Origin of the sequence: Parablautia muri (assembly GCF_009917485.1) — a bacterium.
GTDB classification, from domain to species: domain Bacteria; phylum Bacillota; class Clostridia; order Lachnospirales; family Lachnospiraceae; genus Suilimivivens; species Suilimivivens muri.
The window spans coordinates 91021-104241 of the sequence record NZ_QZDT01000012.1 but is presented as its reverse complement, the minus strand read 5'-3'; the positions used below and the strand labels follow the sequence as shown (position 1 = coordinate 104241).

Annotated in this window: 9 protein-coding genes; 2 read left to right on the top strand and 7 right to left on the bottom strand. The window is 42.5% G+C overall.

What is annotated here, in order from left to right; all coding sequences use genetic code 11:
• Positions 1 to 104: 104 nt before the first annotated feature.
• Positions 105 to 1745 (bottom strand): ABC transporter substrate-binding protein, encoded by a 1641-nt coding sequence (locus D5281_RS09300; protein WP_160559884.1) that lies wholly within the window; start codon positions 1743 to 1745, stop codon positions 105 to 107.
• A 500-nt stretch (positions 1746 to 2245) separates the two neighbouring features.
• On the opposite strand from D5281_RS09300, the gene D5281_RS09295 reads away from it, so the two are divergent.
• Together D5281_RS09295 and D5281_RS09290 are read left to right on the top strand one after the other, a co-directional pair.
• A complete protein-coding gene (locus D5281_RS09295) occupies positions 2246 to 3259 on the top strand; it encodes a LacI family DNA-binding transcriptional regulator (protein ID WP_160559883.1) in 1014 nt (337 codons plus the stop codon).
• A 270-nt stretch (positions 3260 to 3529) separates the two neighbouring features.
• Positions 3530 to 5470: an apiosidase-like domain-containing protein gene (locus D5281_RS09290; protein WP_160559882.1), complete on the top strand. Its 1941-nt coding sequence runs from the start codon at positions 3530 to 3532 to the stop codon at positions 5468 to 5470.
• Positions 5471 to 5799: 329 nt separating this feature from the next.
• Here the strand turns inward: D5281_RS09290 and D5281_RS09285 are convergent, their stop codons facing one another.
• The 6 genes from D5281_RS09285 to D5281_RS09260 form a co-directional block, all read right to left on the bottom strand.
• Positions 5800 to 7080, bottom strand: coding sequence for an ABC transporter substrate-binding protein (locus D5281_RS09285; protein WP_160559881.1), 1281 nt, complete (start codon positions 7078 to 7080; stop codon positions 5800 to 5802).
• A gap of 209 nt (positions 7081 to 7289) precedes the next feature.
• On the bottom strand, positions 7290 to 8396 hold the full coding sequence (locus D5281_RS09280; protein WP_160559880.1) for a glycoside hydrolase family 172 protein: 1107 nt from the start codon (positions 8394 to 8396) through the stop codon (positions 7290 to 7292).
• A 32-nt stretch (positions 8397 to 8428) separates the two neighbouring features.
• On the bottom strand, positions 8429 to 9535 hold the full coding sequence (locus D5281_RS09275; protein ID WP_160559904.1) for a glycoside hydrolase family 172 protein: 1107 nt from the start codon (positions 9533 to 9535) through the stop codon (positions 8429 to 8431).
• Between the two features lie 116 nt (positions 9536 to 9651).
• The gene (locus D5281_RS09270) at positions 9652 to 10512 is read right to left on the bottom strand and encodes a carbohydrate ABC transporter permease (protein ID WP_160559879.1); all 861 of its coding nucleotides are present in this window, start codon (positions 10510 to 10512) and stop codon (positions 9652 to 9654) included.
• Between the two features lie 86 nt (positions 10513 to 10598).
• Positions 10599 to 11474, bottom strand: coding sequence for a carbohydrate ABC transporter permease (locus tag D5281_RS09265; RefSeq protein WP_160559878.1), 876 nt, complete (start codon positions 11472 to 11474; stop codon positions 10599 to 10601).
• Between the two features lie 178 nt (positions 11475 to 11652).
• Complete coding sequence (locus D5281_RS09260; RefSeq protein ID WP_277935263.1) at positions 11653 to 13014, bottom strand: sugar ABC transporter substrate-binding protein; 1362 nt, start codon at positions 13012 to 13014, stop codon at positions 11653 to 11655.
• Positions 13015 to 13221 lie beyond the last annotated feature (207 nt).

The window sequence follows — 13221 nt, the reverse complement described above, 5'->3', positions numbered from 1 at the left end:
CTTTTCTTTTTTGAAGAACCGACCTGATTCCCCAAACCAGATCGGTTCTTTTCTGATATCAGCTCATCTCATGTGAGCCTATCATATTTGATATATAACACCATTTAATTCCATTTCCACTCGGCAATCCTTACATTGGTGCCGGGAATGGCATCAATGTTTGTAACATCACCATTGAAGCAGAAGGTATTACAATCCTGGTAAAGAGGCAGCATCAATGCTTCTTCATTCATGATATTGATCATCTGGCGGAAAATATCCGTGCGGGCTTCCTCATCCATCTCAGTGAGAGAGGCCAGAGCCAGTCTACCCATTTCTTCTTTCCCCTCAAACTTGGAATTTTCAAAAGATACGGTTCCAGGAGTATAATACTGATAAATCAAGTTACAGTCATAAAGAGACGGTAACGTTGTATAAAGTGAAATATCAAAGTCACCTTCACCAGTTAATGTAGAATAGGTGGAACCATCTATAGCCTTCATTTCAGCGTTGATTCCTATATCCTGAAGATTTCCCTGAATAATCTTGCAGACACCTTCTTCCTTAGAACCTGCTACAACAAGGATCGACAGAACGTCTGTGCTCTCATAGGTAGAGTTTGCCAGGAATTCCTTTGCAGCCTCCACGTCATAAGGTTGAGCCGGAGTATACGTACCGTCCTCAGGGCGACAATGAATTCCCGGGGCAATCATACAGCCCACAGCCTTCGTGTAACCTCTGTTATAGACATTATTAATCGCATCTGGATCCACAGCAGCGGCAATTGCCTTTCTAAGATTCTGATCGGTATCCAGCTTGGAATTACTGCCCCAACGCATATACAGAACTGCATAAGCCGTCTCATAATCAACCGTAAAGCCATCTATGTCCTCAATTCTCTTGCAATTCTCAATGGAAACATTCTGGAGAACATCAACCTCTCCGGTTTCAAGCGACAAGAGCTGAGAATTTGCATCCGGAAGAATTCTTAAGGATACCTTTTTGATATCGGGTTCTCCTTGCCAGTAAAGCTCATTCGCTTCCATATCAACGTAGCTGCCTGTTGCACGATCTGCAAACTTATAAGGACCGGTTCCAATGGGATGATCCAGATATCCATCCCAGCCAACTTCTTCCTGATAGCTTTTATCCAGTATTACCATGTGGTAAGAAGCGAAGAAGTTCTCTGCAGCTGCAAAGGGTGTATCCATATAAACCGTAATATGCGTATCATCTACCACTTCAGCATGCCCAAAACCAGGAATATTCGCATCCGTAACTACGGGATTCTCAGGAATCAGATTCAGAGACCATGCCACGTCTTCTGCAGTCATCTTATCTCCATTATGGAAATAAACATCATCACGAAGTGTGAAATACCACTCACTACCATCATCATTATGACTCCACTCGGTAGCGATCCAGGGGCTGAGGGTATTTGTTACAGTGTCATACCAGATCAGGGGATCATACAGTGCAAATACAATCAGACCGTCTCTATTTGCTACTGCGACATTGTTGGACATCGGAACGATATTGGAAATTTCGGAAGAAATACCAATATTTAATGTTCTGTCCGCATTTGCGCTGCTGGATTCTGAACTGCCGGCTCCAGAAGCATCTGATCCGGAATCATCGGTCTTAGAACCGCCATTTTCAGAACTTGCAGTACCGGAACTGCCAGAATCATTATTGCTGCCGCCGCATCCTGTGAGACACGCTGCAAGCATTGTTACTGTAAGAAACAGTGCTAAGAATTTTTTCATTTACTTTCTTCTCCTTTTCTAACTTGATTGCTTTTATTGTTACCGGCTAGAAATGTAATCGTTTTCATCTCGGTAGTTATCATATTACGATTATGGGTGGATTTTGTCAATATATTGTTTCATTTTCAATACAATAGACAAATTTTATTTTTATTTTTTGTGCAATATAGCCATTGCATTTTATGGTCTGAAATGTAACAATAATGTAATCGTTTACTTTATTATATAGTTTTCGGTTGGAAAATAACTTTTATTTACCACAAGAAATCCCCCATATGCCTTATTAAATTTAAATGGTAAAGAATGTAGTATATTACTGTTATTTGTCATTTTTTACCATTAGTACATTGACCTTTTCAAAATTGAATCGTATTATAATTATGAAAATATGCAGGTTTCGGATTTTTAGCATATTTATGCGGATTCTGAACCCTCTGACTTCTTCTCAATTATAATTCTCCATATTTTAAGTCATATATATAGAAGGTAGGTGCATTACATTGGAAGCAACTATTAAAGATGTTGCAAGACAGGCCGGCGTCTCTACCGCTACCGTCTCCAGAGTCATAAATAATACCGGAGGAGTACGCTCCGATACCGTCAAGCGTGTCATGGACGCCGTTAAATATGTCAATTATGTGCCCAATATCATGGCGCGAAATTTAAAAACTGAATCCAGCACTATCATCGGTTTTGTAATTTCTAATATTTCCAATACACATTTCACGAAGATGGCCAACAAGATCGAATCCATTCTAAGGGAACAAGGGTTAAATCTTATTGTCTGTAACACAGCTGATGATCCTAATCTGGAGCTGGATCATTTACAGAGGATGATTGCCATGCACGCAGATGGCATCATACTAAATACGACCTGTAAAAATAATGATTGGATCTGTGAACTCAGCCATAAAATTCCCATGGTTTTGGTAGACCGTAACATTACTGATCCCGTTTTTCTTGGTGATTTCGTTGGTTCTAACGGCTATGGCGGTGTAATGGATCTTACGAAACATCTGATCGAAAAAGGCCACCGGGATATTGCGATTATCACCTCTGATCTAAGTACAAGTACGGGCCGCGAACGTCTCAACGGATTCTCTGCCGCAATGCGGACTATTGGTATCGTAGTGGATGATTATTATATTTACAGATATGACTCTCAGCATTTCAGTGAGGAAGATGGTGTGGCTGGCTGCCAATATTTGATGGGTTTAGAAAAGCGGCCTACGGCTATTGTTGTGATCAACAATGAAATGACCATCGGTGTTTATAAATATTTGCACAACAACGATATATCTGTTCCGGACGATATCTCTGTTGTTTCTTATGGCAATATTAACAACAGCGATCTGTTTCGTGTAGAGCCTACTTTTGCAACACTTAACCCTAACTTTATCGGTGAAAAGGCCGCCAATCTGCTGCTTTCCCGAATAGAGGCGCCTGGCAGAGGCAATCGCGAGATCATATTCGAACCTCTGCTTGTTGTCAATGAAAGTACAAAAACCCTTTAATAAATATTAGCAAATTGCTGTATCATTTCGTAACAATTCAGCCCAGGACTTTGCATTTACCGTAAAGTCCGTAAGAAAGCATATATTCTGCCACGGGTGAATCCAGCCCTTCGCCGAAGGCGGACTTTTAGCGGCTGAATAGTTGCATAATTTCTATAATATCTATGATTTGTCTTGACTTTTCTCTTAAAAAGTGGTATTGATAGAATGTAATCGTTTTCATTTCATACTATTCTACGAAACAACTTAATTATTGTAAAGGAGAATACTATGAAAGAGTCAATTATCCATATGTGGGATGTGCATGAAATCGTCCTGCATGCAAAAAACACTTATGACAATCCCTATACCGATGTCACAGTCTGGGCTGAACTGAAAGGTCCTGGTTTTGATAAGCGTGTATATGGATTCTGGGATGGTGAAGACACCTGGCGTATCCGCGTAACAGCCACGGCTCCCGGTGCATGGACCTATACCACCGGTTCCTCTGTTCCTGATGCAGGTCTAGCCGGTATATCTGGCGGATGCTTCGCATTAGAGTGGACGGAAGATGAAAAGAACGCCAATGTTTGTCGCCGCGGTATCATAAGAGCGACCGAAAATGGACATGCCATGGAATACGCGGACGGCACCCCCTACATCATGGTAGGAGATACTTGGTGGGCACTCGCTTCTTATCGCTATCCCTGGGTAGAAGATGAAGAAGAACGCCCTGTTGGTCCTGATATGTCTGTAAAGGATATGGCACGTCATCGTATCAGCCAGGGCTATAATACTGTAGGTACAATTGTCGCTTTCCCTACTTGGGCGAATGATGGAAAACCTGCAACCATCTGGTTAAATGACGAACACAATACCTATGTCCGCGGCGCTTGGGCGAGCTGCAGCGTGGAAGATTGGATTAACAATGGTGACGCTCCCTGCCGTGACATGCATAATGAGGGTGGACGTCCTTTCTTCTTCCCTGGTAAGATCAAAGGATATGAAGATGTAGTTCCTGACTATGACCGTATCAATCCTGAATATTTCAAAGTTCTAGACAAGAAGGTACAATGGCTGAATGACCACGGTATTACCGTATTTATGGAAGCTTTACGCCGTGATTCTTCGAAGACCTGGAAATATTATTATAATTGGCCAATGGTTTATACCCGCTATATTCAGTACCTGTTTGCCCGTTATCAGGCAAGCAACATTCTATTCAGCCCGATTCATTTTGACGGTAAGCTTCAGACAATAGACAGTCGCGAGTTCAATGAACCCATTAATCTGATGGTTGATCTTTATGGCCAGCCACCTTTCGGCACCCTGTTCGGCACCAATGCCCCCGGCTCCACTAAGACGGCCTATGGCGGTCCTGAGGAACAGCATTGGAAAACCTTTGACCAGACAGGTAACTGGCGCGATCACCAATACCACTGGCTTTTGACAGATATTTTCAATGATGAAAATCCTGTTCCTGCCATCAATGGCGAGCCTTATTATTCCGGGCATATCTCCATACTTAGAAACGGCGATGGCCAGAATACCGACCGCACATTGCTCTTTGGTAATGTGGAAAGCGTTGAAGATCATCTGAATTGCCGTTCTTCTTATTGGGGCAGTGTATTAAATGGAGCTTTCGCAGGACTTTTGGCTGGTTTTGAAGCAGGATGGAGCGGCAATGTTGAACCCGAAGAAACGCCTTGGAAGATCTGGGACACTATGACCTTCCCGGCTTCCTACATGGTACAGTATGTTCGTGATTTCCTCTTATCCGAGGGTAAACGTTATCAGGAACTGATTCCCGATGACGAACTGGTTTCCCCCAACTTCCAGGGACCTGCCTCCGGTTGGCGTGGATGGATTTCCTGTGCGGCAACTAAAAAGCGCGATCTTATTATGGGCTATTCGGAGAAAGATTCACCCAGAGTTCATGTGCGCGGCCTGCGGCCTTATGACACATATGAGCTGAGCTGGTATGATCCGGCTGTCGGGAAATGGCTGGAGGAGAAAAAAGAAATTGAATCCGATGCATTCGGTGAAGTTTACTGTGGGGATTATCCCAGCAAATTTGACTGGGCATGGAAACTCAAGAAACTGAACACTGACCTTCCAATCGACAAGAATCTCGATCAGATTGCAGCCGGCAATGACAAGAACGAGAAAAATGTTCAGGGTGGTCTCAGCCAGTTAAAACATGTCTATATCCAGACGGACTCTATGGATTAATACAAATTAGAAAATCATAATTTCAAAGGTGTTCACGGGAAGAAAGGATTTATTGCAGTCTGTCTGCACAAGATTTTGAACAAATAGTAATATGGCGGTAAGGAGAGTCATTCTTCATGCCGCCATAATTTTCAAACATTGCTTGAGCATCGTCAATGGTAAACGTTCGTAGTATGAGTCTTTTTATCTTTTCTTTCTGAAGCGGGCGGATGCACTCGCAATTCAGCAGTTCGTATATTTATGTGCATTTTCCCTATTCCTTTCTGAATGTATCAAGTGTGTGATGAGATTGTGTAACCTTGCCGGTCATTTGGCTGCAAGGTTCTTCATTAGTTGTTCTTATCCACAAGATCCTGCATCTGCTCACAGTAGCTGTCCAAATCCAGTTCATCCAGCATATATTTTTGAAACAGCTCGCCCACTGTTTCCAGATAATCCATGGAATTCGATGGAATAGGCCGAACCTGCACATCCACAGTTTGTAAAAACTCCTGTAGCTCCTTATATCCATTTATACTTAAATCTTCCTCAAGCAAATCTTTTCTGGCCGGAATCCGATCTGTCATTTCTGCATAAAGCTTGTTTCCATCTTTACTGACAGCATAGCTTATAAATCGTTTTGCTGCTTCTTTGTTTTTAGATGCCTTATTCAGTGCATATTGCCAAGTTCCAATATAGGTGACTTGATTGCCCCCTAAATCCGGTAAAGGTGTCATATGAATCTTATCTTCGCCATACACTCCTGCATTAACATAGGTTTTTACACCGCCATTATACATACAAACCATCCCATATTTTCCATCAATAAATTTTTGGAGCATCTGGTCATACTGATCTATCATTTGTTCTTTTGGCGTATAGCCCTGGTCAATGCATTCCTTAAAAAACTGAACCGCCTCCCTTGTTTTTTCGTCCTTCCAGTCATAGTAGTTTCCTCCAAAAAGATTAATAAATTCTCCTAGTTCATTATATACATAGGTTTTCTCCCAGGCGCCTCCATATGCGTAACGCCCCTCTCCCCAGTCATAAGTAATAAACCGGTAAAAATCTTCTTTGGTTTCTATTCCCGTAAGCCCGGCTTCCTGAAGCCATTCCTCATTAATCCAAAGAGCCAGTACATCCAGCATGTATGGAGCCGAATAAATCTGCTCCCCCACCATAACGGTTTTTTCTAAATAATCCGGTTCAAAAACCTGGGCTGTCTCTGCATTCATAACATCATTTTGCAGCGGTTCTAAGTACCCTTCATATTTAAAAGCATTGATCATTTCATCATTCACTGTAAAAATATCTACTGAAGCATCTCCGGCTGCTAAAAGGGAGGATACCTTGCCATGACGGGAATCGGCATTCGCGGGATAGGATAGCACATTTATCTTCATTTGAAGCTCTCTTTCAACCTCATCAACATATGCCAGAAAATTTTGATCCTCGGCATCTACGTGCATAATTGTAATTTCATCCTCCCACTGTTCTTCCCCGGAACTATCGATTTCCTGAAATTTACCTCCGCTCTCGCCACAACCGCCAAGACCTGTTAACATGACCGCAATACACACCCCTAGTATAATACAACGCACCTTTTTCTGAATATCAGCATTCTTTTTCATAATTTATACCCTCGCATATCGCAAGCTCTGCTTACAATACTGCCACCAATAAAGAGTTTGGAGGTTTACTTCCAAACTTACACCCCCTGCATATCGCAAGCTATGCTTGCGATACTGCGTTAATAGATAGTTTGGAGGTTTACTTCCAAACTTTACTATCTTCCAATACTGATCATGCGAATCGTCAAACTATCATTTTCAAATATGCTCTATCGGGGCCATCTGTCCTCCTTTTTCATAAGCGGTGCAAAGGGATTGTGAGGCTCTGCCTGATACCAATACGCCACAGATGACACATCATCCTGCCTCTCATAATTTCCTTTATGACAGGCACCAATCTGCTGGATCGTCACTCTTAAATCTTCCTCAAAAAGCACCGGATCCATAATATGCCAGCGGTAAAATCCTCTCTGGGGAAGGGTATCGTCATTGTGATAGAAATTGTGCACACTTCTGTCATGATGGGAATAATAAGGATATCCCATAAAGGGGGTACAGTATGTATTTTCTACCGTCCTGCCGTCACACTGGCTCGCAAAGCTCCAGGCGCCTCCAAAGTAATCCTCTGTCCCTGTTCCGCAGATGGTAGGATACTTATCATCCCCATCCAGGTAAAATTTGATTTCTCCTTCTCCCCACCAGTAACGTCCAAGAGCAGTTAACGCCATATAAGTTCCTACATAATGGCCTTTTCCTTTCACGCCGCTTAGAATAGTATAATCCTTTTGCTTTTCTGTCATACGCTCCCGTCTCCACTGCGCGTGAAAATATTCTATATCCTTTGGCAGCGCATCCGTCAAAACATAGTCAACTTGATAGGCAACCACAGGAATTTCTTCTTTATGCTGGTTTTCCAGTGTAATTTTGGCTTTCTTCTTAAAGGGCATTGGGAAATAGCAATGCATACTCCGTGCAGGATTTACCACCACCGGTATAGAATTTACTCTGCTCTCTCTCCCAAAACCACAACAGAAAAAATCGCCTAGAGGGGTTTCCACCGATGGCGTATCCTCACCATCCCAATACATGCGGAGCACTAAATCCTGCAGCACATAATCGTCCTTTTTTGTGCGGTCGATTACTGTCATCAAAATATGATTAATTATCCCACCGCCTTCAATTTCAGCCAGTGTTACCACACTTCCTGCCGCCATATTTAAAATAAAAGGAGCGCCTTTTCTGGAAGGGCCAAGCTTGCTTACCGCCATACCGGCTTTTCCCTTTTCTCCGCGAGGGTTTTCCCAGCTGATAGCTCTGCTTTTTCCATGTTTTATCAAAGGCAGCGTCCCTAAGCCGCCCAAAAAACTCCTGTACATATGTCTCTCCCTCCCCCGGATCCATCACCGCTTTAGCGTGGCCATCTGTCCTCTTTCTTCATAAGCGGCGCAAAGAGGTTATGAGGCTCTATCTGATACCAATATGCCACAGATGCCACGTCATCCTGACGCTCAAAGTTTCCCTTATGGCAGGTACCAATCTGCTGAATGGTCACTCTTAAATCCTCCTCAAAAAGCACCGGATCCATAATATGCCAGCGGTAAAATCCTCTCTGGGGAAGGGTATCGTCATTGTGATAGAAATTGTGCACACTGGTATCATGATGAGAATAATAAGGATATCCCATAAAAGGGGTACAGTATGTATTTTCTACCGTCCTGCCGTCACACTGGCTTGCAAAACTCCAGGCGCCTCCAAAGTAGTCCTCTGTCCCTGTTCCACAGATAGTAGGGTACTTATCATCCCCATCCAGGTAGAATTTGATTTCTCCTTCTCCCCACCAGTAACGCTCAAGAGCGGTTAACGCCATATAAGTTCCTACATAATGGCCTTTTCCCTTTACCTGATCCAAAATCGTGTAGTCCTTTTGCTTCTGTGTCATAAGCTCCCGCTTCCATTGTGCATGAAAATATCCGATATCCTCCGGCAGCTCATCGGTCAAAAGGTAATCCACCTGATAGAAAAACGCAGGCACCTCCACCTCATGCTGATTTTCCAGCGTGATTTTAGCTTTCTTTTGAAAGGGCATGGGGAAATAACAGTTCATGCCACGGGTGGGATTTACCACAATCGGCATCGAATTTACAATACAGCCTCTCCCAAAACCGCAGCAGAAAAAGTCTCCCAGAGGGGTTTCCACCGATGGCGTATCCTCACCATCCCAATACATGCGAAGCACTAAATCCCGCAGCACATAATAATCCTTTTCCGTGCGGTCTGTTACTGTCACCCAAATATGCTGGATAATTCCGGATCCTTCTATCTCCGCCAAAGTTGTCACACTTCCCGGCGCCAGTCCCCGGATACAGGGGGATCCTTTTCTGGAAGGACCAAGCTTGCTTTCGGCCATGCCGCCCTTTCCTTTTTCCCCATAGGGATTTTCACAATTGATAGATCTGCTTTTCCCGTGTTTTGCCAAGGGTAACGACCCTAAGCCTCCTATAAAACTCTGATACATAAAAATCCTCCCTTCTGTTTCATAAGCTCCCGGAATCCCTTTGTGTCCGGCTTTAAAAGGATTACCGCCTTCAAAAATTTGATAAATCATTTATACAGTTTCCCTAGCGTGCAGCTTTACGCTTTCACACCGCCGGCCATAATACCATCCATAATCTGCTTTTCAAATATTGCCACAAATATAATAATCGGCAGTAAAATAATCCAGCCCATGGCACTTACCAGATCCCACGGAACACCATACATATTATCGCGCAGAGGAAGCTGTACAATCGCAACACTCAGCACCTGAATTCCGTTAGAATAATATAAAGGTGTGAAAAAGTTATTTAAGCAATTAATAAAGTTAATGATACACACTGTTGCAATGGCCGGTTTCATAAGCGGCAGTACCACCAGAAATAATCTTTGCACAAAATTTGCCCCGTCAATGGAAGCTGCCTCCTCCAGAGAAACCGGAATCTCTCCTACAAAATTCCTTAAAATAAGCACCGTAAAAGGGATAATAGAGCTGATATAAAGAATAATCAATCCCGGATAAGTATCAAACAGCTTCACCTTCTGCATGAATTCATACAAAGGCCTCGCTGTAACCACTTCAGGAATCAACATGGTTGCAACAATGAATCCAAATGCCAGACTGACCGCCTTCGATCTAAATCTTGCAAATGCATAAGCTCCCATCACGCAAATAGCTGTCCCTACAATTAATGTAACACCTATAATCAAAACTGTGTTACCAATTTTAGATATAAGTCCCACATTTTCAATCAAAAAAGCATAGCTGTCCAGTGTCGGATGATCCGGAATATAGTCAATCGGCATTTTAAAAAGTTCCCCTGGCGGCGTAATAGATGAAATAAAAATCCAGTAAACCGGGAACAAGATAACAAACGCAACCAATGCAAACAAAACCCATCTTCCAATTCCAATCATCCATCTGTACATCTTATATTTTACATCACTATTTTTCTTCATTCTAATCCTCCATGCTTCCAATCGCCACAAATTCGGATGCCAATTATCTCATTTCCCAAGTATTCTCCAGGCAATGTATGAAAAAATTAATCCTCAAATTTACTCATAAACCGCATATTGAACCAAGAAAAAAAAGCCATCACAAGGAAAAGAAGCACTGCCAGCGCAGCAGCATAGCCAACATTCAGATTCGTAAACGCCTCCATTGTAATTCGGTACGCAATCAGGGAGGTATCTTCTCCAGGTCCTCCGGATGTCATAGAATAAACCAAATCAAAGCCTGTCAGACGCCAAAGAGTAAACGGAATGCATAATGTAAGTACATTTCTCATAATCAGCGGTAGTGTTATGTAGATAAAAGACTTGAAGCTATTTGCTCCGTCCACCTTAGCCGCTTCATATATATCACTGGATATAAACTGAAGTCCGGATAAAACCAAAATTGCAAAGAAAGGAAGGTCCTTCCATAAATCCAGCGAAATAACTGCGGCTCTTGCAGTTCCGGTATTGATCAGCCAGTTCAACTGGAAGTCCGGAACAAACCGGCGGACAAAATCATTAATAAGTCCATAATCATTATTAAATGCCCATTTCCCGGCCATACCAATTACAACAGCAGGCATTGCCCAAGGAATCAACACGATGGTACGCAAAAAACGCCGTCCTTTAAACTTCATATTTAAAATTAATGCCAGTCCGACTCCCAGAATGATATGAAAAAACATGGAAACCACCACGAAAATTCCAGTAAACTTTAGTGTAGTGATTACCTTCTGGTCTTTAAATACGTTAACATAATTAGATAAACCGGCATATTCATTGATTCCACTTAAAATCCTTATGTCGTAAAAACTGTTAAACACTGTTTTTAAAATAGGATAGATTGTGGTAAATCCTCTTAGGAGCAACACCGGCAGTATCAATACCCATGCAATCCATTGGAGCGACTTTTTACTGATCATGCAATCCTCCTCCTTTATTTATGTGCAGACTCTCAGAATCTCTTTGTTTCTGAAAGCCATTCTCTAAGGCAGGCGAATGCGGGGACAAACGTATATACCCTGCCCGCCGCATTGCCTGTTTCTCTCTCCCAGCCGTCTCCCGTTACGGCCACCGGCTGCAGAATGTTTATTTCAATTCTTATTTGTTATAAGTTTCCACATATTCCTGTGCCTTAGCGCAGAAGTCATCTACTGTTATTTCATCCTTCATATAAGACTGAAAGATTGTACCCATAGCAGAAATAAATTCCATGGTCTGCGGTAACATTGGACGTCCTTTTACGACACATTCATTTGCATATCTGGAATACATTTCTTTCGCAGGATCCGTATCAGGAACCACCTTTTCTGCCACGTCCTTCCTTGCCGGATATCTGTCAAATGCTTCGTAGTTTGCCTTCATTCCTTCTTCGCTTGCCATATACTGCAGGAATTTAATTGCCGCATCTTTGTTTTCAGAAGCTGTATTTAATACATAGCTCCATGAGTCCGTGAAGATATATTTCTGGTCGGAGAACTGGGGCACCATTGCCATATGTATTTTGTCCGCTCCAAGCATACCCGCCTTATCATAATCTGTTCCAAGGCCCCACATGAACAGGCTGCCATATTTTCCATCGTTGAATTTGGGATTCATCTGCTCATATTTATCAGCAATCTGGTCAATGGGTGTATAGCCATTTTGTACCATTTCATGGAAAAATTCCATTGCTTCCTTGTTTGCAGGATTGGTCCAGTCAAGGTAATCGCCGCCAAACATATTTACGAACTGTGCAATTTCATTAAACACATAGGTCTTTTCCCAGGAGCCGCCGTAGCCGTATCTGCCATCCCCGGAAGCTGCTTCCAGATATTTCACGAAATCTTCTTTTGTATCAATGGAAGTGATTCCCACCTCATCCATGATTTCCTGATTCACCCAAAATGCCAGATATCCTGAATATCCGGGAACACCAATAATCTGTCCGTCCCTGTCTGTGATCATATCAGCCACATAACCCTGGGGGAATTCACCACGGATATCCTCTGTCATAACAGTGTCGTTCAGCCCTTCCAGCCAGCCGGAATTTTTAAAGGATGCGCTCATTTCATCATTGATTTCCAGAATATCTACACTGGAATCACCTGTGGAAAGGATGGTTGTGATCTTCTGCTGTCTTGTGTCAGAATCAGTAGGCGCTGCAATCACATTAATCTTAAGTCCGGTAGCGCCCTCTACGTTAGCCAGCCAGTCATTAAAGTCTTCGTCTGTAGAGTTGATGGTATACAAGGTTAAATCATATTCTCCATCCTTGCTTCCTGTATCTGCTGAAGCAGTTTCACCCTCTGTTTCAGTTGATACTGCATCATCTGCTGCCGCATCGCCACCTGCTTCCTCTGTGCTGTCGCTATCTGTCGAAGTTGTGCCGCTTCCTGAATTACTGTTTGAATTTCCGCAGCCTGCCAGAACAGAGCACATAAGAGCTGCTGTTAACAAAACGCTTACAAGTTTCTTTTTCATTGTTCTTCCTCCTTTTCTCCGGACGGATAAACCGCCTTTTTGTTTACAAATCAAGGTTATCAAAAAGGAGGTCCCATAAAAATACAATTTCTTTTGATTCATTTATATTATTTTTTTATCGGTTGAATTTGAATTAGTCCCTTCTTATAATAATAAAAGATACTTTAATTGTTGAAAATAAGTTTAATTATATATAGGAGTGTGATA

What these genes read in the sequence shown, in the direction of transcription:
- D5281_RS09290 (WP_160559882.1), top strand. Translation starts at nt 3,530, where the DNA reads ATGAAAGAGTCAATTATCCATATGTGGGATGTGCATGAAATCGTCCTG.
- D5281_RS09275 (WP_160559904.1), bottom strand. Translation starts at nt 9,535, where the DNA reads ATGTATCAGAGTTTTATAGGAGGCTTAGGGTCGTTACCCTTGGCAAAA.
- D5281_RS09270 (WP_160559879.1), bottom strand. Translation starts at nt 10,512, where the DNA reads ATGAAGAAAAATAGTGATGTAAAATATAAGATGTACAGATGGATGATT.
- D5281_RS09265 (WP_160559878.1), bottom strand. Translation starts at nt 11,474, where the DNA reads ATGATCAGTAAAAAGTCGCTCCAATGGATTGCATGGGTATTGATACTG.
- D5281_RS09285 (WP_160559881.1), bottom strand. Translation starts at nt 7,080, where the DNA reads ATGAAAAAGAATGCTGATATTCAGAAAAAGGTGCGTTGTATTATACTA.
- D5281_RS09280 (WP_160559880.1), bottom strand. Translation starts at nt 8,396, where the DNA reads ATGTACAGGAGTTTTTTGGGCGGCTTAGGGACGCTGCCTTTGATAAAA.
- D5281_RS09260 (WP_277935263.1), bottom strand. Translation starts at nt 13,014, where the DNA reads ATGAAAAAGAAACTTGTAAGCGTTTTGTTAACAGCAGCTCTTATGTGC.
- D5281_RS09300 (WP_160559884.1), bottom strand. Translation starts at nt 1,745, where the DNA reads ATGAAAAAATTCTTAGCACTGTTTCTTACAGTAACAATGCTTGCAGCG.